We start from the raw sequence: 20,692 nt of genomic DNA on the forward strand, positions 1-20,692 counted from the left end.
GTTCGGCGTGTTGCGTGGCCTGCATTGGTGCCCCCTGGGGATCGCTCGTGGCTCCTCTCCACCCTAGTCGGGGGGAATCATCTGTGCTATTCACCCGTTGGGCGGCTGCTATTCACCCGTGGGGCGGCGTGGGGGATTGTTGAAAGCGCAAGTTCCCAGTTTTCTCCCCTAAAATGATGAATTGCCACGCAAGTGGACACCACCGGCCGATCGACCCGAGGAACTAATGAGCCCCGCAAACGAACCCCGTCAGTCCAAATCTGAGCGAACTGCCGCGGCGCGGGAGAAAGCCCGTGAGATCCGCGAAGCGCAGCTGAAGAAGGACAAGCGCAACAAGCTGCTCATCGGCTGGGGCATCGTTGCCGCCGTCGTCGCCATCATTGTGGTGGTGGCCCTGGTGGTCACTTCGAACATCCAGAACAACGCCCCGGTTGCCGACGAGGGCCCCACTCCGGCCAACGGCAACGTGTACGGCGGTGTCACGCTGCTGGCCAACTCCGAGGTGGCGAAGACCGAGCCTGCAACGGTCCGGGTGGCCGACATTCCCGCTCCGGCGGACACCCCGCCGGCTACAGTGACCGCCCCCGGCGCTGAAGCCGAGGCGGGCAAGCCGGTGAAGGTGGTCCTCTACATCGACTTCATCTGCCCTGTGTGCAAGAACTTCGAGACCCAGTACAACGAGACGCTCACCAACCTCCGCAACGAGGGCAAGATCAGCGTCGAGTACCGTCCGCTCGGGTTCCTGGACACCCGCTCCACCACCAACTACTCCTCCCGTGCGGCCAACGCCGCTGCCTGTGTGGTGAACGAATCGCCGGAGAAGTACGCCGACTTCGTCAACGTGCTTTTCGAGAAGCAGCCGGCTGAAGGCGGCGCCGGCATCTCCGATGCGGACCTGAAGAAGATGGCCACGGACGTCGGCGCCAAGAGCATTGACACCTGCGTGGAGGAAAAGACCTTCCGCCCGTGGGTGAAGTACACCACGCAGCAGGCGGCGTCGATCGGTGTCACCGGCACGCCGACCGTCTTCGTGGACGGCCAGCAGTGGGGCAAGGGCGAGAGCGCCCAGACCCCGTTCGAGGAGTTCCTCCAGGCAGCCATCGACGCCAAGCAGTAAGCGGTTCTGCCAGCAGATCGGCGCAGGCCCGGTTCCGGATTCTTCCGGGGCCGGGCCTGTTTTTATCCCCGGGCGTCCGTGGGCTACCCTTATCTAGCGCACGGCACAGGGGCCCGCACCGCGGCCCGGTGCCCGCCAGCGCAGGAATGCCTCCTTAGCTCAGTTGGCCAGAGCACCGCTCTTGTAAAGCGGGGGTCGTCGGTTCGAATCCGACAGGGGGCCCCACTAACCCCTCCGTTCCGGCGATTTTGCCCGGAACGGAGGGGTTTTTCGCTGTGCAGGTAGAGCGCCGATGCATCATCCGACGGTGATTTTTATGCCGGCGACCCCGCCGGTCCAGGCACCGTCCGGTAACGGACCAGATGCACGCCCACGTACCCTTCCTGGAGCTGCACCAGCTGCGTGTGGGTCCCCGAGCAGTCCAGCTCGAACGTCGTGCCTTCTGTGCCGCCCTGGACTTCCTGGGTGAGGTAGATCTGGGCGCCGGGGAGCCCCACGCACGCGGCGGTGACAGTGTGCGGGCCGGCAGCCGTCACCTTCGCGGTTTTTCTGAATCCGACCCCGGGTCCGTCGGCCGGGCCGCCGTCGACCAGGAGGACGGGCTTATCCGCCGGCCCAAGGCGCCGGCCCAGCTCGGCATAGTTGCGGTCTTCTACGGCCAACAGGTCCGGCCCCTTCGTCGGTACGGCGGCCACCGGCCGGGCACTTGAGCTGACGGCGGTCGGCTGCGGCTCACCCTCGTCCTCGTAGGCGCAGCCGGCCAGGCCGCCGGCGGCCACCATACCGGCAAGCAGCAGGACGCCGTGGACTTTTCGTGTTCCCCCGGAACCAGACATGCGTCGAGTCTACGGTCAGCCCGCCAACCGGCAAGCTGCCCGCCCGCACCCAGGGGAACAGGCCTCGGCCAGTTCGAGGCACGGCGCGGTTTTGTTTGCCCTCCGGCATCATGACCGTGGATATCGGCTACGGAAATGTGCACAATGTTTCTACACCGACTTCGGGGGGACGCCATGACCAGCAGGAACCTGCAGCGGCGCACAGCGGCCGGGTTAACCCTGCTCACCCTCGGCGCGGTGCTCTCTGGGTGCACCTCCGGCGCCGCCCCGGAGGCCACCGCGCCGTCCAGTGCCGCGACCGGGAGCCAGGCAGCGCCCGGCCCCACCGCCCCCGCATCGTCCGCCGCCCAGTCCCCGGCAGGCTCCGCCGCCCCGGCGGCCTCCGGATGGACCGCACTGCAGGACAGCGCGCCGTTCAAGGCACTCACCCCGGAGCAGCAGCAGAAGATCAGCACGCTGGAGGCCATGGATATGGCCACGTTCCAGCAGCAGAGCCGGGACGACCAGCTCGCCTACGGGGCGTTCCTCCGTGAGGTGTACCAGGACTACGCGATCGCCGGGATGGCTGCGATCGCCCCGGGCAGCCAGCTCCCGGCCCCCGAAAAGGTGCCCAGCTCCGGCACCGGCGCCCAGATCATGGGGGACGATCAGCTCAAAGCGGCGACCGCCCGCTGGAGTGTCCAGCCGGACGCGGCCTTCGCCGCCACCACCCCGGCGGCCGACAACAACTACACCAAGATGGCACCGTCCAGGGTCTCGCCCCTCTTGACCACTGCCTATGCGGACGCCTCCCGGCCCGCCGCGCTGAGTAAGGACAACGTCCTCGCCGCCGTGTCCGAGTCGCAGGGCACGCAGATCGTCAACGAATCCAACAATTTCATTCCGTTCGACGGTTCCTGGGAAGAGCTGACGTTCAAAATCGTGGAAATGCAAAACACTGAAACACAGGCGCGCAACCAGCTTTACTTCGCGTACACGCCGTTTACGGACATTCATGGCGCCAAGGACGGCGTCTGGATCCTGATGTACAACGCCCAGGAGGGGCAGGAGAAGTGGATCCCTGATCTGAACGTGATCGACTGATCCAACCACCGCGGCGGCGCCCGCCGGGAGCGGAGCCGGGGGACGTTAGGCCCTAGTCCGCGGAGACAGGGAAGCGGAATCTGGGCTCATGACTGAAACCACTCCGGAGAAGACGCCGGACATCGAGTCCACCCAGCTCGAAGAGCAGCCCACCGCCGTGCTGCGGGAGACCGTTCCCATGAACAAGCTGCGCGACTTCTTCGACCGCGCCTACCACCAGGTGATGGGGGCGGCGGAGCAGCAGCACGTGCAGCTGGCCGGGCCGCCCTTTGCCATGTACCGCGGCATGCCGACCGACGTCGTCGACGTCGAAGCGGGGTTTCCGGTGGCGGCGCCGTTTCCCGGCGGGACCGCTGGCGGCGTGACCGCAGGGACGCTCCCGGCCGGCCGGGCCTATGAGGCGATGCACATCGGGCCGTACGAGGCGCTGCCCGAAACGTACGGAGCAATCATGGCCAAGATGCAGGCCGAAGGCGTCACCCCGGGGAACACCATGTGGGAGTACTACCTTAGCGATCCTGCTGCAGAACCGGACCCGGCCAGCTGGAAAACACTGATTATCTGGCCTGTCGAATGAGGCCCCGGAACCCCCGAAAACGTCGCCCGGACGCGGAAATCGACGCAAAGTGTCGGATTCGCCACACTATTCTTCCCGGGCGTGCATAATGTCCTAAACTGCTTCACTGAGGTGCCTGAAATGGCGCTGCGCAGCAACGAAAGTGAACCCCCAAATGGCTACCGATTACGACGCACCCCGCAAGACAGAAGAAGAGTCTCCCGCTGAGTCGCTGGAGGCCCTCCAGGCGTCCCGCGGCGGTGGCGCGCAGACTGCCGTCATCGACGTCGACGAGAACGACACGGCTGAAGGCATCGACCTTCCCGGCGCCGATCTTTCCGGCGAAGAACTGACGGTCATTGTTGTACCCGAGCAGTCCGATGAATTCACCTGCTCCTCCTGCTTCCTGGTCCGTCACCGGTCCCAGGTGGCCAAGGAAAAGAACGGCCTGAAGTACTGCCGCGACTGCGAAGGCTAAGGGGACCTTCCACCGCGCACCACCACTTCAGCAAGTAAGCACCGCGAAGCGCCGGATCCGTTGAGGGGCCCGGCGCTTCGCCGTTCCCGCGGGCCTCCCCGGCAGGCGCACGACGGCGGCGCAACCGTCCCGTGACCCGGGCCCCCGCAAGCTAACGGTTGGGGCACCTAGGCCGTTTGCCCCTCGAAGCGGACCCCAAACGCTCCTATTCTGGAGCTATCTCATCTCTCGAGGGGGCGGCCCAACATGAAGAAGTTCCGGGTGTGGTTAGTTGCGATCCTGCTGGCTGCCGGATCGGCGCTCGTGGCGCCGGGTCCCGCCTCCGCGGCACCGTACTGCGGACTGGTGTGGGGATCTTTGGTCAAGGCGGATCCCGCCATGAGCCAGGCCCAGGTGACCAACGTCCGCACCGGCCAGCATTACTGCTTCGACCGGCTGGTCCTTGACTTGAACGGGCCCGCTGCCGGGTACACCGTCCGCTACGTGCCGCAGGTGGTGCAGGACGGCTCCGGTCTGCCGATCGCCCTGCGCGGGCAGGCGTTCCTGCAGGTCACAGCCAATGCGCCCGCCTATGACGAGAACGGCAACGCCACGTACAACCCGGCCAACCCCGACGAGCTGACCGACGTCACCGGCTACCAGACCTTCCGGCAGGTGGCGTGGGCCGGCAGCTTTGAGGGGTACTCCAGCCTGGGGCTCGGAGTGCGGGCACGGCTGCCGTTCCGCGTCTTCACCCTGGAGGGGCCGGGCGCGGGATCACGGCTGGTGATCGACGTCGCGCATTTCTGGTGATCCGGGACCCCGGTGGGGATGACGCCGGCTAGAGCGAGCCGAGGTCGGCCCGGAGCGGGTACTCGCGGCCGTCCAGGACCAGCTGGGTGCAGCGCCGCGTGGCCGGGTTCAGCACAATGGGAGCCATGAGGTTGACCGTGGTGGCGTCGGGGGCGTGGTTGAGCACCACCAGCACCTGGGGGCGCTCACCGTGCTTGAGGTCCAAGGCATCTAGGGTGGCAGCGGGGACCGGCGGGGCGTAGTTCGGTGCAAAGACGGCGGCGTCGGCGAGGAACAACCTCACCGGGACCGGCGAGCCGGCCTCCAGGGCGTAGAGACCTGCGGCGCCTTCGACGCTCCGCAGGGTGAAGTCCCGGGCGTTCTCAAAGCCCGGCATGGGCGCGGTGAACAACACGGGCGTGCTGCTGACGGGAGCGTCGGCCACAGGGGTGTTCATCGCAGGAAGTCCATCAAAGTTGGCTGAAGAACCCGTGCCGTGGCGGCCAGCGCCACCTGGTAGTTGGTCTCCTGGAGCTTCAGGTCCATGATCACGCTGCCAAGATCTGCCTTCTCAATGCCGTTCCGCTGCGCGTCCAAGGTGGCCTCCCATTCTGTGTTTACGTTGCCGGCGCGTTCCAACTGCGCCTGGCGTACTCCAATATCAGCACGTCCGTCAATCACGTTCTTGACACCAGACTCCAGCTGACCCGCCAAGGCGCCAATACCCTGGTCGCCGCGAAGAGCCGTGACCATGCCCTTTACGGTATCGAAGATGGACGTCGGGCCGTCGCCAAAGATCGCGGCTCCGTCAGCGTCCACCCGAACTGTTTGGCTCTCGCTGACGCGACGCTCGACGGAACTATCGGGAACTCCCTTGAACACCGCAGGTGTGCCCGTAAAAGCACTGGCGGCATCCGAGCTGCCGGCGAAGATATTGCGGCCCAGGTGTTTCCGGTTGGCAATGGACAGCAGGTCCTCGTTCAGGCCTTCCAGTTCACGGGCGAGGGCTTCCCGGCCCGATGCGCTGAGGGTGTCATTGCCGGCCTGCACCGCAAGGTCCTGCATCTTGTGGACGACGTTAGTGGCCTGCTCCAGAGCCGAATCGGCGGCTGCAAGCCAGCGGTTGCCGTCTTCGATGTTGAGCGCGTACTGGGCAGCAGAAGCCATTCGAGCCCTGGTCTGGAGGGCCTGCGCCGTAGCGGCGGGATCGTCGGAGGGGCGGGAAATCTTGTTGAGCGAGGTGGCTTTTTCCTGCAGCTCGGCCAGGCGGGACTGCTGGGTCTGCAGGGTCCGCTGGGCGGTGGCACTCATGGTCAGGTTTGTGACACGGTTCAGCATGGGTCTACCTTCCCACCAGTCCGGTGCGGTTAATCAGAACATCCAGGGCTTCGTCGACGGCGGTCATCACGCGGGCGGCGGCCTGGTAGGCATGCTGGTTGGTGAGGAGGCTGACGTTCTCCTCATCCAGGCTGACCGAAGCCTGGGACGCCCGGCCGGTTAGGGCTGAGGCCTGGGCAGCGTCGGTGAGCGCCTCATGCTGCTGGGCACCGCGTGATTGGACGCCGATGTTGGTGACGATGCCGGTCCAGATCATGTCCGGCGAGTCCGCGCCAGTGCCTAGCTGTGAGATCTTGTCCGCGATGCCGGTGTCCAGGGCGCCGCCCGTTGAAGCTCGAAGGGCGATGCCGAGGGTGCTCGTAGGGCCGGTGATGCTCAGTGCGGCAGGCCCCGTGCCACCGATGGTGAAGAACTCGACGTTGGTGGTGCCGGCTCCGGTGACGCCGTCCCGGTGGACCGTGTTGACTGCCTCTGCCAGTGCCGTTGCGAACTTGTTGTAGGACTCTGCGGCCTCGGCGATGGCGCCTCCGGATCCTCCCGATGCGGGGGCCAGTACGGAGAGGGCGCCGGCCAGTTCGCCGCCGTCGGGTGCGGCCACACCGGGCGGGTTTTCCCAGAGCAGCTGCACAGGCGTCCCGATCCGGTCGGAAGGTGTGCCCGAGAGGGCCAGGGACCGGACGGAGCCGCCGGTGACCAGCGCGTTGCCGCCGACCAGGACGTCCACGGTGCCGTCGGCCTGTTCACGGACGGCGCCGCCGGCGAGGCCGGCAATCTGGTCCGTGAGCTTGGCCCTGGCATCGATCAGTTCGTTCGCGGATCCGCCCGCGGCCAGGGTGGAGCGGATGGTCGTGTTGTAGGACGCCACCTGGGCGGCTGCTGCGTTGACGGCATTGACCGCGTCGGCAGCCTGGCCGCGGACGCCGGTCCACTGCGCATCAAGGGCCTGGTAGGCGGAGGAGATTTTGTCCGTCACGGAGTTGGCGGCGTTCAGGAGCGTTCCCTTGGGGCCGGACTGGTCCGGCTGGTTGGCGGCGCCTTGCCAGGCGGACCAGAATCCCTGCAGTGCGGCGGAGATCCCGTTCTCTCCTGGTTCCTGGAGGATGCCTTCGATGCCCTGCAGCGCCGAGGAGCGGACGCTCGCGTAGCCGGCCTGGGCCCCCGCTGAGCGGACGCCGGCGTCGAGGAAGCTGCTGCCGAGCCGGGAGATGGCGTTGACGGACACACCCTGGCCGGGCTGCATGGCTCCGCCACTGAAGAGCCCGCGGGCGGGCGTCGCCAGGGCGGACTGGTCGACGCGCTGCCGTGTGTATCCCTCGGTGGCGGCGTTGGCGATGTTCTGGCTGGCCACGTTCATGCCCTGCTGGGCTGCGGTCAGCCCGCGGTAGGCAGTGTTCAGGGCGCCGAAGGTGCTCATGGTGGCTTCCTTAGAATTGCTTGTCGAAGATACGGGAAGCGGGGGCGTCCCCGGACTTGCCGTGCGCGTCGTAGGTCCCTGCTGCCGCGGTGGGCCGCAGGTCCGCCAGTGACTCCTGGGTGGACCGGACGGCGGTGCGCAGGTACTGCTCGTTGGAATCGCGCAGTTCCTTGATCAGGGCGGTCTGGCGGGTCAGGGCGTTCAGGTGCGCAGTCAGGATCTCGGACCAGGTGCCTTCCGGGGCGGCAGCGGCGAGTTCCGCCAGGGACGCCTCGGTGGGCAGGCCCCAGGCCTCTGCGACGACCGAGGCCTCGATGGTGCGCGCCAGGCTCGCCTGCGCCAGGTGCCCCAGAACCTGTTCTACTTCCTTGGTTCCGTGGGGCAGCCAGCGGGATTTGCCGGAGGTGAGCAGCAGCTGCTCTTCCTCCAGCTTGAAGGTGAGAACGTCCAGGAGTTCACGCTCCCGCCACAGCAGGGCTGAAAGTTCGTGGATGGCCATGGTCCGGAGGACTCCCTTATGTGTCTGGATGGTTCGTCATAGTGCGGCGGTGCGGCTGCGCAATGGTGGGGACACTTTTCTTTTGCAGCAGTCAGCGCTCAGCAGGGTTCGTAGGAACTATCGGCAGTGAGAGGGGCGCCGTTAGCCGGAATATGGCTGATTACTAGGGGAAATGCGATCAGCAATTCGTGCTCAAAGAATTTCGGCGGTTTGCCTTACCCCTGCGGTGCGGCGGGCGATAGCTACTCCTGAGGGCCCACGGATGGGCCATCGAACACTGTCCCAATCATGGAGGAAACATCATGGGAATGCAGATCAACACCAACATGGCTGCCAACAACGCATACCGCAGCCTGAGCAACACCCAGACCGACCTGTCCAAGTCGCTGGAGAAGCTTTCCAGTGGCCTGCGCATCAACCGCGCCGGTGACGACGCGGCCGGCCTGGCAATCTCCGAAGGCCTGAAGTCCCAGATCGGCGGCCTCTCGGTTGCTGCTCGCAACGCCCAGGACGGCATCGGCGCAGTTCAGACCGCCGAAGGCGGCCTGAACCAGGCTCACTCCATCCTGCAGCGTCTGCGCGACCTGGGTGTCCAGGCAGCTAACGACACCAACAACGCCGAATCCCGGGGCGCGATTGCCACTGAAGCCACGAGCCTGGTCAAGGAACTGGACCGCATTGCCGGCTCAACGAACTTCAATGGCGCCCAGCTGCTGGATGGCTCGAAGGCGACGATGTCACTCCAGGTGGGCGCCAACGCCGATGCCAACAGCACGATCGACGTCAACCTTGGCGGTGCAAACGTGAAGTCCATCGCGACCACCCTGGCCGGGGGGGACCTGAGCACCACTGGATCTTCCTTTGCAGCAACGGTTGCGTCTTTGACGACCGCGGCGGCCACGTTTACGAGCACCGTGACTGATCCGGATACCGGCGCCGTCACGACAAAGGCAATCACCACCGCCGTTCTGAATGACCGGATCGGCGACACGGCGCAGAACCCGAATGCTGCAGACTTCCAGAGCGTAGACGAGTATGCTGCGGCCTTGCGAAGCGACGCAAACTTCGCTGCGAACTTCACGGTTGCTGTCACCAAGGACGCAAACGGTGCCGGTTCCGGCATTGTGGTTACCGCTCTGGACGGCGGCGTCGTGTCAACTACGGCGGCACCGGCGGCCGGGCTGGCAACGGGCGGCGCAACGACTGCCGTGTCGGGCGGCTTGAAGTTTGACAGTGCTGACAACGCCCGGGCGTCTATCACGATGATCGACGCGCAGATCAAGACCGTTTCGACGGCCCGCGCTGATCTCGGTGCAACCCAGAACCGCCTTGAGTCCGCTGTGCAGACCATCAACGTGGCCAAGGAAAACCTGACCGCTTCCAACTCCCGTATCCGCGACACGGACATGGCTGAGGAAATGGTCAAGTTCACCCGCAACAACATCCTGTCCCAGGCCGGCACTGCCATGCTGGCCCAGGCAAACCAGTCCAACCAGGGTGTTCTGCAGCTCCTGCGCTAAACCCCGACGGGAAGCGATCACCCCGGTGACTTCCGTTAGGTAGAGCAGGCTGCCCAGGGCGCCCGGGGAGAGGATTTCTCTCCTCGGGCGCTCTGCAGTATGGCAAGCCAGTATTTTTCAACAGACACATGAGCTAAGGGGTTGCAGGCGTGGGGCTTTCTATTGACGGACTTTCCAGCGGCCTGGATACCACGTCACTGATCAATTCGCTCATGGCTGTCGAGGCCGTGCCCCAGAGCCTCATCAAGAACAAAGCCGCATCCGTGCAGACCCGCATCTCGGCGCTGCAGGGACTCAATTCCGCCGTCGCGGACCTCGCCACCAAAGCCGGTAAACTCGCCGACCCCAAGGGCCTTGAGCTGTACTCGGCGTCGAGCAGCTCCGCCAAGGTAACCGCCACGGTGGGCGCCGGGGCGAAGCCCGGGGCCGTGGATTTCGCCGTGGCCCAGCTGGCCCAGACACAGGTCTCCGTCAGTAAAAACCTCACCGCGTGGCCCTACACCACCATGACCGTGACCGGTGAGGGCGGCCAGGCAGTTACCGTCACCCCGCTCACTTCCTCCCTGGACGACGTCGTATCCGCCGTGAACCTCTCCGGCGCCGGCATCGTCGCATCGAAAGTTTCCGTGGGCGGCGGAGAATTCCGGCTGCAGTTCGCATCGTCAAAGACCGGCGTCGACGGCGGCTTCAGCATCGCCGATCCGGACGGCACCGCCGGGCTGACCAAAGTGCAGCCGGCCCAGGACGCGCAGGTCAAGCTGTGGGCGGGAACAGCGGCCGAAACAACACTCAGCTCCGCCACCAACACATTCGCGGATGTCCTCAGCGGCGTCTCGGTTACCGTCTCCGAGGTTTCTGCCACGCCCACCCGGGTCACTGTTGCCCGTGACAACGCGCAAATCAGCAAGACCGTCTCGGACCTGGTTGGTTCCGTCAACGGCGTCCTCGCGCAGATCTCAACGAAAAGCACCGTGGTCAGCAGCACGGACGGCTCCGGCAAGCCCATCACCTCAGGAGGCGTGTTCACCGGGGACAGCACCATCCGCCAGGTCAACGCGGCGATCCTGTCGGCTGCTTCCCAGCCTGTCGACGGGAAGTCACCGGCCGAATTCGGCATCACCCTCACGAAAACCGGCACGATCGAATTCGATGCCACCAAATTCGGCGACGCCCTGGCGAAGGATCCGGCCGGCACAATGGCTGCCGTCGCCACCATCTCCGGACGTGTGGCGGATGCCGCCAAGCAGGCTTCCGATCCCACCAGCGGATTGCTCAGCACCAAGATCAAGGGCCAGCAGACCGCCGCCAAGGACTTCACCGAGCAGATCGCCGACTGGGACGACCGCCTGGAGATGCGCAGGACCACGCTCCAGCGCACCTACTCGGCCCTGGAAGTCGCCCTCAGCGGCATGCAGGCCCAGTCGTCCTGGCTGTCTTCACAGCTCGCAGGCCTCTCAGGAAGTTCCTCATCATGACCATGCCCCCCTTCGGCAGCAGTGGCTACGGCAACGCCGGCCAGCGCAACCAGTACCTTTCCGACTCCGTCCTCTCGGCCCCGCCGGCACGCCTGCTCACCATGCTCTACGACCGCCTGCTGCTGGACCTGGGCCGGGCCGAATCGGCGCAGCAGGCCTCGAACTGGGCCGCTGCGAATGAGAACCTGCTGCACGCCCAGGCCATCGTCACCGAACTGTCGTCCTCGCTGAAGACGGATGCCTGGGACGGGGCCGACAGCCTGCTCGGTGTCTATAACTACGTGTCCACGGCCCTGATCAACGCGAACATCCAGCGGGACGCCGCACTGACGCGGGAAGCGATCGAGCTCCTCGAACCCCTGCGCCAGGCCTGGCACGAGGCTGCCGCCGCGGTGCCCGCGCCGGCCCCGGCGGGTGCTGCCGCCTTCGCTTCGGCCGCCCCGGCGGGCTTCGCCTCCGCCGGTGCCTGGAACACCCAGCCCGGAACAGGCGGCGGGAGTCTCGGCTTTGGATAACCGGACGGAGAGGGAAGCCGGCCTGGGGGGAACCGGCGTCCCGAACTCCGACCCAACCCCGGCCGTGCCTGCCCCCGACTCCGTCCTGGCCGCCTGGAACGCGATCCTGGACATGCTGGAGATGGCCGTCGGGGCTGCGGAGCGCACCTTGAAGGACCCGCTCGGCCCGCTATCGGCCGCACCCCAGTCCGGGGTGGAGCCCCAGCCCGAGAAGCGATGGCAGCCGCCAGTGCCACCGGGGCCGCTCCCGGCCGCTGCCCGCCGTCGGGCGGTTGCCCTGTCCGCCGCGCAGGAGCGCGTCGCGAAACGGCTTGAGGAAGCCCGGATGGACGTCGCCAAGCAGCTGCACGCCGTGTCCTCCGTCCCCGGAGTCGGAGCGCCCGCCGGCGCCGTCTACCTCGACGTCAACGGCTGACCGGCCGCGGCCAGACACCCCGGCATCACGTTCGGAAAAAACCTGCACAAAGACTTTCATATTTTCTGCTAACGCGCGGCTGACCAGTGCCGATAACTCCTGATAGAGCACGGATCGCTCGTTTAACGGCCACGGATCGGCCACTCCCACCCTTCCCAGGCAGGACTCTGTGCTCGAATCCGTGACTTCCGCCGCCTTGGCCAGCGCCATGGACGGCCTCGCGCTGCGCCAGCGCGCCATCGCGAACAACATCGCGAACGTCAACACGCCGAACTACCACGCGAAGCGGGTCAGTTTCGAGGATGCCCTCGCGGACTCCGTCAGGGCGGGCAACGGCAGCGTGGGCGCCACCACGGGCACCTCCCTGGAGCCGACCCAGTTGAACGGCAACAACGTCAACCTTGATACCGAGACCCTCTCCAACATCGACACCGTGCTGCGCTTCCAGTTCGCCGCCCGTGCCATTGGCGGGGAATTCAATGCGGTGCGCGCCGCGATGAGGACGAACTGATGACCTTCGACGCGATCGGCATCGCCGGTTCGGCCCTGACCGTGCACCGCAAATGGCTTGACTCCGTTTCGGACAACCTCGCCAACATGAACAACGCCTCCCGCACCAACGGTCCTGCATTCCAGGCCCGGTACATCGAGGCCGCAGAAGGCGCCGAGGGCACCGGCGTGTACGTCAAAAGCACCCAGCTGGGCGACGGCGAAGGCCGGATCGTCTACCAGCCGGACCACCCCCTCGCCGACGCCGACGGCAACGTCAAGTACCCGGACATCGACATGGCCGAACAGATGGGCGCCCTCATCATCGCCCAGCGCGGCTACCAGGCCAACGCGCAGGTTGTCGACCGCGCCCGCGAAAGCTACCTCGCCGCCCTTGAGATTGGACGATCCTGATGCCTGTTTCCCCAATCGCGCCCGTGCAGGGTGTCCTGCCGGCGAACTACGTCACCGGAGCCGGCGCCGCCACCGGCACCGACGGCTCCGCCTTCGGCGCGTCCCTCACCGGGGCCGTAGATAACCTGCAGCAGCTGCAGTCGACGTCGAAAGAGCTGGCCATCTCCGCCGTCACCGGCAACCTGGACGACATCCACAACGCCACCCTTGCATCCAGCCGCGCCCAGATCACCCTCGAGCTCGTAGCCGCCGTACGCAACAAGGGCGTTGATGCGTTCAACGAGATCATGAGGATGCAGGCCTGATGCCCCCGCAGATCAACGTCTTCTTCCAGCGCTTCGGCGCGGGCCTCAAGGCTTTCACCCCCGCCCAGCGCACCATCGCCGCGATCGGCGCCGCCATGCTGGTGGTCGGCATCATTGCCCTCTCGGCCTGGCTGTCCAAGCCCGCCCTCACCCCGCTGTTCTCCGGCCTCAAGGACACCGACGCCAACGGGATCGTGGAGCAGCTGCGCGCGGACAACGTACCGTACGAACTGAGCGACGGCGGCTCCACCATCCTTGTCCCGCAGGACAGGGTCTACGACGAACGGCTCAAAGCCGCCGCCGCCGGGCTTCCCACCGCCGCCGCCACCGGGTACTCGCTGCTGGACAAAATGGGCGTCACCTCATCCGAGTTCCAGCAGTCCGTCACCTACAAGCGGGCCCTCGAAGGCGAACTGGCCAGCACCATCTCCGCGATGGACGGCGTGAAAACGGCCGCTGTCCGCCTCGCGATTCCGGAAAAGACCGTCTTTGTGTCCACCACCCCGGACACCACGGCCTCCGTATTCGTCGAAACGGCCCCCGGTTCCACGCTCTCCGGCGACAAGGTCCAGGCGATCGTCCACCTGACCTCCGCCGCGATCGAGAACCTGAAGCCCGCCAACGTCTCCGTGGTTGATTCGCAGGGCACCGTCCTGTCGGCCGTCGGCGCCGGCGCGGCGGGTTCGGCGTCCAAGCAGGCCACCGACTACCAGCAGCGCACCTCTGACGCCGTCCGGGCCGTCATGGACCGCGTGGTGGGTCCCGGCAACTCCACCGTGGCCGTGGCCGCCGACGTCACCGGCGAATCGGCGCAGCAGAAAAGCGAGACCTTCACCAACGCGGAGGGTGCGCTGCCCCTGAGCGAGTCCTCCAAGACCGAGAAGTACACCGGCACCGGCGGCGGCGCGGCAGGAGTGCTCGGGCCGGACAACATTGCTGTTCCCGGCGACACCAGCGGGAACGGCAGCTTCGACTCCTCGACCGAGACGAAGAACAACGCGGTCAACAAGGTCACGGAGGACAGGGTGATCCCGGCCGGCGCCGTCAAACGGCAGACCATCTCCGTCGCCGTCGACCAGGCCGCCGCCGGCGGTCTCAACCTCGCTTCCCTGACCTCCCTGGTCACCGCGGCCGCAGGGGTGGACGCCGCCCGGGGCGACGTCGTGACCGTCGAGGTGGTGCCCTTCAGCACCGCCGCAGCGGACCAGGCCGCCGCGTCCCTCGAAGCAGCCAAGGCCGAACTGGAAGCCCAGAAACAGGCCGCATTCTTCAGCACGCTGATGACGGCAGGCAGCATCCTCCTGGGTCTGCTGATCCTCGCGCTGGTCCTTACCGTGATGCTGCGCCGCCGGCAGAAGCGTGAACCGGTGGATCTGGGCGAACGCCTCGACCTGGAGATGATCCCGGTGATGCCGCCCGTCACCGCGCTGCCCCCGGCGCCCGAGACCTCGGCCATCCCCATCACGGCGCTGCCGCCGCTGCTTCCGCCGCCCGCCCAGGTCGAAGCCGAGCGCCGCCGCTTCGAGATCGACAACATGGTGGCGGCCAACCCGGAGAAGGCCGCCGACTACCTGCGCAGCCTCATGGATGACAGGCAGCCGGTATGAAAACCGCCGACGCGACCCTGACGGGAACCCAGCGGGCCGCCGTCGTCCTGATGCAGATGAGCCCGGACAACGCCGCCAAGGTGATGGCCCAGTTCAACGACACCGAAGCCGAGGAGATCGCGGCCGAGATCGTGCGTCTGCGCAAGGTGGACCCCGAGGTCGCCGAGCAGATCATGAAGGACTTCCACGAAGCCGCGATGTCCAGCCCCCGGCAGGCCCGGGGCGGGCGTGAACTGGCCGAGGGACTGCTGGAGGCATCCTTCGGGTCGGAGAAGGCCGCCGGCCTGCTCAACCGGCTCACGGTGAACATGGCCGGCAAGTCCTTTGAATTCCTCGAAGACATTGAACCGGTCCAGATCCTGGCGCTGATCGACGGCGAACTGCCGCAGACCATCGCCCTGGTCCTGGCGCACCTCAGCCCGCGCAAGGCCTCCGCCGTGATGTCCGGGCTGCCCGGCACACTGCGGGCCGACGTCGCCCTGAGCATCGCCACCATGGGCTCCGGCGCGCCGGAGGCCATCGGAATCGTGGCCGACACCCTCAAGCTGCGCGGCGGTGCCGCCGTCTCGCAGCAGGCGTCCAAGGTGGTGGGCGGCATCCAGCCGCTGCTGGAAATCATCAACCGGACCGACGCCGGCACGGAACGGTCCGTGCTGGACGGCCTGGACCTGCTGGATCCGGACCTCGCCGTGGAGATCCGCGCACAAATGGTCACCTTCGACGACATCGTGAAACTGGAACGCCGGGACGTGCAGCTGGTGCTCCGCGGCCTGGACGCCTCCGTGCTGGCCGTCGCCATGAAGGGCGCCTCCGAACAGGTCCTGGAGACCATCACCACCAACGTCTCGGGCCGCAACCTGGAAATCCTCGAATCCGAGATCGCGGCTTTGGGCCCGCTGCGCGCCTCCCAGATCGAGGAGGCGCGGGCCGCCGTCGTCCGCTCCATCCGCGAGCTGGAGGCCGAAGGCCAGATCACCATCCAGCGCGGAGACGAAGAGGACTATGTTTACTGACGGGAACGCTGCCGGCAGCGCCCCGGCACGGATCGTCTTCCCTTCACTCCGCGCGAGCGGCCCTGCCAACGAGCAGGCCGGCTATACCGAAGGCCACGCAGCCGGCTACGCAGCGGGCGTCCGCGCTGCCGCCAAGGAACAGCGCCGCTGGCGCGACCGCATGACGGCGGAGCAGGCGGCGTCGCTCGCTGCCGGGCAGCACGACCTTGACCGGGCGGTCCGCGCCCTGGCCGTGGCACGCGCAGACTTCGCGCACCGCAACGTCCAGGCCCTGCACGACGCCGAGGAGGTCCTGGCCCGCACGGCGCTGGAACTGGCCGAAGCGATCCTCGGCTACGAACTGGCTGAAGGAACCCGGACGGCACGGGGTGCGCTGCACCGTGCCCTCTCCGGCAACGACGCGGCCACCGTGCTTGCCATCAGGCTGAACCCGGCAGACATCGAGGTCCTCGCCAAGGAAGGCCAGGACATCCCGGCAGGCCTGCCCCTGCTCGCCGACCCGGCGCTCAACCGAGGCGACGCCAAAGTCGAATACCAGCAGGGCTGGTTCGACGCGAGCCTCGGCAGCGCCCTGGCCCGGGCCCGCGCCGCCTTGCTCGATGACCTCTCCGGGACCGGAAACCCGCCGGGGGAGAGACGATGATCGCCGAGTGGCGTCCCATGGGCGAGGCCTACGCCGCGGCGCTGCGTGCCGCCGCACCGCAGCGCGTGGGCGTCGTAACGTCAGTGGTGGGCCTGGGCATGGAAGTGTCCGGGCTCGGGTGCGCCCTGGGCGACCTGGTGACCGTGGGCTCGGACCCGGGGCTGGACGCCGAGGTGGTGGCGGCCCTGGACGGTTCAGTGCGCTGCATGCCGCTGGGCCGGCTGACCGGCGTGGCGGCGGGCGACCCCGTCCGCGCCAAAGGCGACGCGGTACTGGTTCCCACCGGACCGGGGCTCTTCGGCCGCGTCATTGACGGCCTTGGCCGCCCCATCGACGGCAAGGGACCGCTCGTCAGCGGGCCGCGCGTGCCGATCGACAATGAAGCCCCGAATGCGATGAACCGCGCCCGGATCGACACGGCGCTGCAGACCGGCGTCCGTGTGCTGGACACCATGACGACGCTCGGCAAAGGCCAGCGCATGGGGCTGTTCGCCGGCTCCGGCGTCGGCAAGTCCTCCCTGCTGTCCATGATCGCCCGCGGCACCGACGCGGAAGTATCCGTCATTGCCCTCGTGGGGGAGCGCGGGCGTGAGGTCCGCGAGTTCCTTGAGGATGACCTCGGCCCTGCCGGGCTGGCCCGCTCGGTGGTGGTGGTCGCCACCTCGGATGAGCCCGCGCTCATGCGCATGCGCGCAGCGTTTACCGCGACCCGCATCGCCGAATCCTTCCGCGACAAGGGCCAGGACGTGGTCCTGATGATGGACTCGCTCACCCGGGTGGCCATGGCCCAGCGCGAGATCGGCCTGTCCGCCGGTGAGCCGCCGGCCACCCGCGGCTACCCGCCGTCGACCTTCTCCGTCCTCGCCCGGCTGCTGGAACGGGCCGGTACCGACAAGACAGGGTCCGTCACCGGCATCTATACCGTGCTGGTGGACGGCGACGACCACAACGAGCCGATCGCCGATGCGGCCCGATCGATCCTGGACGGCCACGTGGTCCTCGACCGGAAGCTCGCCGTCACCGGCCACTTCCCCTCGGTGGATGTCCTCGGCTCCGTGTCCCGCGTCGCCAGCAAGGTCAACGCCCGCCCGCACCTGGCGGCTGCGGCGACGCTGCGGCGCGTCCTGGCCGCCCGCAAGGCAGCGCAGGACCTGATCGACGTCGGGGCCTACCAGGCGGGCACCAACCCGCTGGTTGACGCCGCCATCAACCACGAGCAGGACATCAGTGCATTCCTGCAGCAGCCCATGGAGGAATCCACGGCCCACCCGGAGTCCTGGCAGCGGCTCAACCACCTCACCTCAATCCTGGGAGCAGCAGCATGAACCGCCAATTCTCACTGGCAGGGCTCCTGCGCCTGCGCCAGATCCAGCAGGACCAGGCAGCCACCGGCCTCGCCAGCGCCCGATCGCGCTCCAGCTCCGTCCGGGCCCGCGAGGCGTCCGCGCGGCGCGAGCTTGCCGCGGGTGACGCGCCGATCTCCAGCTCCGCCTCCCTGCGGGCCGTCGCCGCCGCGCGGTCCGCATCCCACAGCATGCTCGCCGACCTGCAGAACATGGCGCGGCTCGCCGACACCGAGGAAGCCACCGCACGCGCGGAGTTTGTCGCTGCGCGCACCCGGTCCGTAGGGCTGGAGAAGCTGCAGGCACGCCATACCGCCGAGGTCCACACCGCAGACCTGCGGTCCGAACAGTCGGCCCTGGACGAGATCGCCTCCACGGTCTGGCACCGCGACGGGCAGGGAATGAAATCATGAGCATGACCGAGGCAATCGGCCGCATGCAGGGCATCCAGTCAATGATCGCCGAACTGACGCGCCCCGCGGCAGCCCAGGCTGACGCCGCCGCCCTGAAATCGGCCGCGGCAACGTCGCTCGCTACCGGGACCGGCACCGGCGACGCGGCGTCCTTCACCGACGCCCTCGCCGCCGCACTGGGCGGGACCAGCGGAACCGGCACCTCCTCGCTGCCCGGCCTTTCCTCCCTCCCCGGCGGCCTGGGGCTGGGAAGCACGACGCCGGTCGGTGCGCTGAAGGGCATCACCGCTCCCGCCACAGTTCCCGCAGCCGGCGCGGCGACAGGCAATGACGTGGTGGCCATGGCGAAGAAGTACATCGGCGTCCCGTATGTCTGGGGCGGAACCAACCCCGCTACGGGAATGGACTGCTCCGGCTTCACCCAGCGGGTGTTCAAGGACCTTGGCATCGAGATTCCGCGCGTGGTCAGCGACCAGATGCGGCAGGGAACGCCGGTGGCCTCCCTCGCCGAGGCGAAGCCCGGTGACCTGCTGGTGAGCTTCGGCGGAGACCATATCTCCATCTACCTGGGCAACGGCAAAGCCATCGACGCGCCGGTGCCCGGCAAGACCATCCAGATCCGTGACGCCTGGGAGCAGCACTCCAATCTCACGTCCATCCGGCGCATCGTCCCCGCCGGGACGGCGTGATGAAGGGCCTGGATCTCGCCTCCGCCCTGGCCGGCCCGGTGCAGGGCCGGGGATCGCAGCCGGGCGGGCGCCCAGTGCCTGCCGAGGGAACCCCGGACATTTTTGGGGCCGTGCTGGGTGAAACGCTCAGCTCCGTCCAGGGTGCCGCCGTCGGGCCCGGGCCAGCGCCCGACGGCGGGACGGCCGACGCGGCAGCAGACAACGCGTCCGCCGATGAGGCCAGCCAGGGGAGCGGCAGCGCGTCCCTTACGGGGCATGACCCTGCGGGCGTCTTCGCCTCTACTGCAGCCAACTTCGTGATGCTTTCCGGCGCGCCGGGTGCGCCTGCCGGGGTGCCGGCCGCCGCCGTTGGTCAGGCTTCGGTGCCGGACGGGGATGCGGCCGGTACCGCTGTTCCGGCGCCGGGCAGCCACCTGCCGGTGCCGGCAGGCGTGACGGCAGCGTATGGCCCGGCCGGACTCGATGCTCCGGCCCTGAGCCCGGCTGGAACCGCGCGCACCCTAGCTGCGCAGAACTTGCCTGCACAGTCCGCGGCTGCACAGGCAACGCCTGCACAGTTCTCTCCTGCACCGGGCGGGAGCATGCAGGTACTGGACCCGCAGCCGGCACCTGCGCAGGCCCCGTCTGCACAGTCCGTGCCCGCGACGACCGGGACCACGCCGGTTCCGGTCCCGCAGCCGGCCGCCATGCCGGTCCCGGTCCCGCAGCCGGACGCCATGGCCGGCGGGCAGGCCGCCGCGCAGCCGGAGCGGGCCCTGCCGGCACCTGCCTTGCCGACTCCTGCCTTGCCGGCTGCCGAGGCCGGTGGCACCGCGGGGCTGCCGGGTGTCACTGCCAACCGGCCGTCCCTCGCCGGGCAGAACCAGACCGCCCCTGCCGCCGGCAACGGCAACGGCGCCAGCGGCAACGCCGCCAATGGCATAGCTGATGCCCCTGCGAACGCTCAGGCCACATCGGCGGAGCCAGCCGCCAGCGTCCTTGGGGCCGGCACGGGCCAGCCGGTTGGCCGGTCCGCGGCCGCCCCGGCGCCGCTTGCACCGGGGACCACAGCAGCCGCGCCCGCCGGGGCAGCTGCCCTTCCGGCGGCAGCGCCCGGCGAAGGCAGCCGTCCCGAAGCCGCACGTGCCGGGACCGCGTCCGCGTCGACGTCCGTGGACCCGCTTGGCGCGGCCGGAACCGTGGCGGGCACCCCGGCGCCGGCCAGCCAGCCGACGTCGGTCCCTGCCGCGCAGCAGCCGGCACCGCCGGCGCCGCCCTCCCCGCCGGCGGCTGCGCTCCAGCCGCAACTGGCCAGGCCGCTGTTCACCCTCGCCGCCGCAGCGCCGGGGGAGCACGTCATGACGCTACAGGTCACCCCCGATGACCTGGGGCCCATGACGGTAAGGGCGCACATCGATGCCGCCGGCGTCCGGATCGAACTGTTTGCACCGGGCGACGCCGGACGCGAGGCCATCAGGGGAGTCCTGCCGGAGCTCCGCAAGGAGCTCGCTGACGCCGGTTTCGGCGCCAGCCTGGATCTGTCCGAACGCAACGGGCCGGGCAGTGGTTCCCGGGACGGTTCCGGCCAGGAACCGGCGGGCCGGGACGGAACCGGGAGGGGACCGGGGTCGGGCCCGGGCTCCGGGCCCGGCAGCCGGGATGCCCCCGACGGCCACGGCCCCGGCCACCGCTGGGGTGCCCTCACCGACAGCGACGATCTGCGGGCAGCCAGAACCCTGAACGGCGCCCAGACCACCCTCGACATTCTTGCCTGACACGA

24 protein-coding genes and 1 tRNA gene are annotated in these 20,692 nt (G+C 67.9%); 20 read left to right on the top strand and 5 right to left on the bottom strand.

Going from position 1 to position 20,692, the window contains the following annotated elements; all coding sequences use genetic code 11:
- Nucleotides 1-226 precede the first annotated feature (226 nt).
- Together AR539_RS05925 and AR539_RS05930 are read left to right on the top strand one after the other, a co-directional pair.
- The gene (locus tag AR539_RS05925; protein WP_066433560.1) at nt 227-1,117 is read left to right on the top strand and encodes a DsbA family protein; all 891 of its coding nucleotides are present in this window, start codon (nt 227-229) and stop codon (nt 1,115-1,117) included.
- 148 nt (nt 1,118-1,265) lie between these two features.
- Nucleotides 1,266-1,342: transfer RNA gene (locus AR539_RS05930), tRNA-Thr, on the top strand.
- Nucleotides 1,343-1,431: 89 nt separating this feature from the next.
- Here the strand turns inward: AR539_RS05930 and AR539_RS05935 are convergent.
- Nucleotides 1,432-1,953 carry a hypothetical protein gene (locus tag AR539_RS05935; RefSeq protein ID WP_231728503.1) on the bottom strand — a complete coding sequence of 174 codons (522 nt, stop codon included), beginning with the start codon at nt 1,951-1,953 and terminating at the stop codon, nt 1,432-1,434.
- 174 nt (nt 1,954-2,127) lie between these two features.
- On the opposite strand from AR539_RS05935, the gene AR539_RS05940 reads away from it, so the two are divergent.
- From AR539_RS05940 to AR539_RS05955, 4 genes are all read left to right on the top strand, one after another.
- Nucleotides 2,128-3,036 carry a hypothetical protein gene (locus tag AR539_RS05940; RefSeq protein WP_066433562.1) on the top strand — a complete coding sequence of 303 codons (909 nt, stop codon included), beginning with the start codon at nt 2,128-2,130 and terminating at the stop codon, nt 3,034-3,036.
- A gap of 88 nt (nt 3,037-3,124) precedes the next feature.
- On the top strand, nt 3,125-3,613 hold the full coding sequence (locus AR539_RS05945; protein WP_066433565.1) for a GyrI-like domain-containing protein: 489 nt from the start codon (nt 3,125-3,127) through the stop codon (nt 3,611-3,613).
- Between the two features lie 154 nt (nt 3,614-3,767).
- Complete coding sequence (locus AR539_RS05950) at nt 3,768-4,070, top strand: DUF4193 domain-containing protein (protein ID WP_056741192.1); 303 nt, start codon at nt 3,768-3,770, stop codon at nt 4,068-4,070.
- A 246-nt stretch (nt 4,071-4,316) separates the two neighbouring features.
- Nucleotides 4,317-4,862, top strand: a complete 546-nt coding sequence (locus tag AR539_RS05955) for an AMIN-like domain-containing (lipo)protein (RefSeq protein ID WP_066433568.1) — start codon at nt 4,317-4,319, stop codon at nt 4,860-4,862.
- Between the two features lie 28 nt (nt 4,863-4,890).
- On the opposite strand, the gene AR539_RS05960 is transcribed toward AR539_RS05955, so the two are convergent.
- Genes AR539_RS05960 through AR539_RS05975 form a run of 4 tightly spaced genes read right to left on the bottom strand, consistent with a single transcriptional unit; the run spans nt 4,891 to nt 8,092 of the window.
- Nucleotides 4,891-5,298, bottom strand: coding sequence for a flagellar assembly protein FliW (locus AR539_RS05960; protein WP_066433575.1), 408 nt, complete (start codon nt 5,296-5,298; stop codon nt 4,891-4,893).
- Entirely contained in the window at nt 5,295-6,179 is an 885-nt protein-coding gene (gene flgL / locus AR539_RS05965) for a flagellar hook-associated protein FlgL (RefSeq protein WP_066433578.1), read from the bottom strand. The genes AR539_RS05960 and flgL overlap by 4 nt, the downstream gene beginning before the upstream one ends.
- Nucleotides 6,180-6,183: 4 nt before the next feature.
- Nucleotides 6,184-7,593: a flagellar hook-associated protein FlgK gene (flgK, locus tag AR539_RS05970; protein ID WP_066433581.1), complete on the bottom strand. Its 1,410-nt coding sequence runs from the start codon at nt 7,591-7,593 to the stop codon at nt 6,184-6,186.
- A gap of 10 nt (nt 7,594-7,603) precedes the next feature.
- Nucleotides 7,604-8,092, bottom strand: a complete 489-nt coding sequence (locus AR539_RS05975; RefSeq protein WP_066433586.1) for a flagellar protein FlgN — start codon at nt 8,090-8,092, stop codon at nt 7,604-7,606.
- 302 nt (nt 8,093-8,394) lie between these two features.
- Here AR539_RS05975 and AR539_RS05980 point away from each other — a divergent pair, with 302 nt between their 5' ends.
- The 14 genes from AR539_RS05980 to AR539_RS06045 all read left to right on the top strand — a co-directional run bounded on the left by AR539_RS05980 (nt 8,395) and on the right by AR539_RS06045 (nt 20,687).
- Nucleotides 8,395-9,612, top strand: coding sequence for a flagellin N-terminal helical domain-containing protein (locus tag AR539_RS05980; RefSeq protein WP_066433592.1), 1,218 nt, complete (start codon nt 8,395-8,397; stop codon nt 9,610-9,612).
- A 149-nt stretch (nt 9,613-9,761) separates the two neighbouring features.
- The gene (gene fliD / locus AR539_RS05985; protein ID WP_066433594.1) at nt 9,762-11,087 is read left to right on the top strand and encodes a flagellar filament capping protein FliD; all 1,326 of its coding nucleotides are present in this window, start codon (nt 9,762-9,764) and stop codon (nt 11,085-11,087) included.
- Complete coding sequence (gene fliS / locus AR539_RS05990) at nt 11,084-11,602, top strand: flagellar export chaperone FliS (protein WP_157360937.1); 519 nt, start codon at nt 11,084-11,086, stop codon at nt 11,600-11,602. The genes fliD and fliS overlap by 4 nt, the downstream gene beginning before the upstream one ends.
- 64 nt (nt 11,603-11,666) lie before the next feature.
- Nucleotides 11,667-12,017, top strand: a complete 351-nt coding sequence (locus AR539_RS05995; protein ID WP_157360938.1) for a hypothetical protein — start codon at nt 11,667-11,669, stop codon at nt 12,015-12,017.
- A 169-nt stretch (nt 12,018-12,186) separates the two neighbouring features.
- Nucleotides 12,187-12,528, top strand: a complete 342-nt coding sequence (locus AR539_RS06000; RefSeq protein WP_066433600.1) for a flagellar basal body rod protein FlgB — start codon at nt 12,187-12,189, stop codon at nt 12,526-12,528.
- Nucleotides 12,528-12,920 (top strand): flagellar basal body rod protein FlgC, encoded by a 393-nt coding sequence (locus tag AR539_RS06005; protein ID WP_066433602.1) that lies wholly within the window; start codon nt 12,528-12,530, stop codon nt 12,918-12,920. The genes AR539_RS06000 and AR539_RS06005 overlap by 1 nt, the downstream gene beginning before the upstream one ends.
- Nucleotides 12,920-13,225 (top strand): flagellar hook-basal body complex protein FliE, encoded by a 306-nt coding sequence (fliE, locus tag AR539_RS06010; protein ID WP_066433607.1) that lies wholly within the window; start codon nt 12,920-12,922, stop codon nt 13,223-13,225. Before AR539_RS06005 ends, fliE begins: the two co-directional genes overlap by 1 nt.
- Nucleotides 13,225-14,832, top strand: a complete 1,608-nt coding sequence (fliF, locus tag AR539_RS06015) for a flagellar basal-body MS-ring/collar protein FliF (RefSeq protein WP_066433608.1) — start codon at nt 13,225-13,227, stop codon at nt 14,830-14,832. Before fliE ends, fliF begins: the two co-directional genes overlap by 1 nt.
- The gene (fliG, locus tag AR539_RS06020; protein ID WP_066433609.1) at nt 14,829-15,845 is read left to right on the top strand and encodes a flagellar motor switch protein FliG; all 1,017 of its coding nucleotides are present in this window, start codon (nt 14,829-14,831) and stop codon (nt 15,843-15,845) included. Before fliF ends, fliG begins: the two co-directional genes overlap by 4 nt.
- Nucleotides 15,835-16,488 carry a FliH/SctL family protein gene (locus AR539_RS06025; RefSeq protein ID WP_066433611.1) on the top strand — a complete coding sequence of 218 codons (654 nt, stop codon included), beginning with the start codon at nt 15,835-15,837 and terminating at the stop codon, nt 16,486-16,488. The genes fliG and AR539_RS06025 overlap by 11 nt, the downstream gene beginning before the upstream one ends.
- On the top strand, nt 16,485-17,813 hold the full coding sequence (locus AR539_RS06030; protein WP_066433614.1) for a FliI/YscN family ATPase: 1,329 nt from the start codon (nt 16,485-16,487) through the stop codon (nt 17,811-17,813). The genes AR539_RS06025 and AR539_RS06030 overlap by 4 nt, the downstream gene beginning before the upstream one ends.
- The gene (locus tag AR539_RS06035) at nt 17,810-18,244 is read left to right on the top strand and encodes a flagellar FliJ family protein (protein ID WP_066433617.1); all 435 of its coding nucleotides are present in this window, start codon (nt 17,810-17,812) and stop codon (nt 18,242-18,244) included. Before AR539_RS06030 ends, AR539_RS06035 begins: the two co-directional genes overlap by 4 nt.
- Entirely contained in the window at nt 18,241-18,933 is a 693-nt protein-coding gene (locus AR539_RS06040) for a C40 family peptidase (RefSeq protein ID WP_066433620.1), read from the top strand. Before AR539_RS06035 ends, AR539_RS06040 begins: the two co-directional genes overlap by 4 nt.
- Nucleotides 18,933-20,687, top strand: coding sequence for a flagellar hook-length control protein FliK (locus AR539_RS06045; protein ID WP_066433623.1), 1,755 nt, complete (start codon nt 18,933-18,935; stop codon nt 20,685-20,687). Before AR539_RS06040 ends, AR539_RS06045 begins: the two co-directional genes overlap by 1 nt.
- The last annotated feature ends 5 nt before the right edge of the window (nt 20,688-20,692 follow it).

The organism is Arthrobacter sp. EPSL27 (assembly GCF_001512305.1).
Classification (GTDB): Bacteria; Actinomycetota; Actinomycetes; order Actinomycetales; family Micrococcaceae; genus Arthrobacter.

Bases quoted from the DNA above. Each gene is read 5' to 3' on its own strand.
- AR539_RS05925 (WP_066433560.1), top strand. From the start codon at position 227: ATGAGCCCCGCAAACGAACCCCGTCAGTCCAAATCTGAGCGAACTGCC.
- AR539_RS05935 (WP_231728503.1), bottom strand. From the start codon at position 1,953: ATGTCTGGTTCCGGGGGAACACGAAAAGTCCACGGCGTCCTGCTGCTT.
- AR539_RS05940 (WP_066433562.1), top strand. From the start codon at position 2,128: ATGACCAGCAGGAACCTGCAGCGGCGCACAGCGGCCGGGTTAACCCTG.
- AR539_RS05945 (WP_066433565.1), top strand. From the start codon at position 3,125: ATGACTGAAACCACTCCGGAGAAGACGCCGGACATCGAGTCCACCCAG.
- AR539_RS05950 (WP_056741192.1), top strand. From the start codon at position 3,768: ATGGCTACCGATTACGACGCACCCCGCAAGACAGAAGAAGAGTCTCCC.
- AR539_RS05955 (WP_066433568.1), top strand. From the start codon at position 4,317: ATGAAGAAGTTCCGGGTGTGGTTAGTTGCGATCCTGCTGGCTGCCGGA.
- AR539_RS05960 (WP_066433575.1), bottom strand. From the start codon at position 5,298: ATGAACACCCCTGTGGCCGACGCTCCCGTCAGCAGCACGCCCGTGTTG.
- flgL (WP_066433578.1), bottom strand. From the start codon at position 6,179: ATGCTGAACCGTGTCACAAACCTGACCATGAGTGCCACCGCCCAGCGG.
- flgK (WP_066433581.1), bottom strand. From the start codon at position 7,593: ATGAGCACCTTCGGCGCCCTGAACACTGCCTACCGCGGGCTGACCGCA.
- AR539_RS05975 (WP_066433586.1), bottom strand. From the start codon at position 8,092: ATGGCCATCCACGAACTTTCAGCCCTGCTGTGGCGGGAGCGTGAACTC.
- AR539_RS05980 (WP_066433592.1), top strand. From the start codon at position 8,395: ATGGGAATGCAGATCAACACCAACATGGCTGCCAACAACGCATACCGC.
- fliS (WP_157360937.1), top strand. From the start codon at position 11,084: ATGACCATGCCCCCCTTCGGCAGCAGTGGCTACGGCAACGCCGGCCAG.
- AR539_RS06005 (WP_066433602.1), top strand. From the start codon at position 12,528: ATGACCTTCGACGCGATCGGCATCGCCGGTTCGGCCCTGACCGTGCAC.
- fliE (WP_066433607.1), top strand. From the start codon at position 12,920: ATGCCTGTTTCCCCAATCGCGCCCGTGCAGGGTGTCCTGCCGGCGAAC.
- fliF (WP_066433608.1), top strand. From the start codon at position 13,225: ATGCCCCCGCAGATCAACGTCTTCTTCCAGCGCTTCGGCGCGGGCCTC.
- fliG (WP_066433609.1), top strand. From the start codon at position 14,829: ATGAAAACCGCCGACGCGACCCTGACGGGAACCCAGCGGGCCGCCGTC.
- AR539_RS06025 (WP_066433611.1), top strand. From the start codon at position 15,835: ATGTTTACTGACGGGAACGCTGCCGGCAGCGCCCCGGCACGGATCGTC.
- AR539_RS06030 (WP_066433614.1), top strand. From the start codon at position 16,485: ATGATCGCCGAGTGGCGTCCCATGGGCGAGGCCTACGCCGCGGCGCTG.
- AR539_RS06035 (WP_066433617.1), top strand. From the start codon at position 17,810: ATGAACCGCCAATTCTCACTGGCAGGGCTCCTGCGCCTGCGCCAGATC.
- AR539_RS06040 (WP_066433620.1), top strand. From the start codon at position 18,241: ATGAGCATGACCGAGGCAATCGGCCGCATGCAGGGCATCCAGTCAATG.
- AR539_RS06045 (WP_066433623.1), top strand. From the start codon at position 18,933: ATGAAGGGCCTGGATCTCGCCTCCGCCCTGGCCGGCCCGGTGCAGGGC.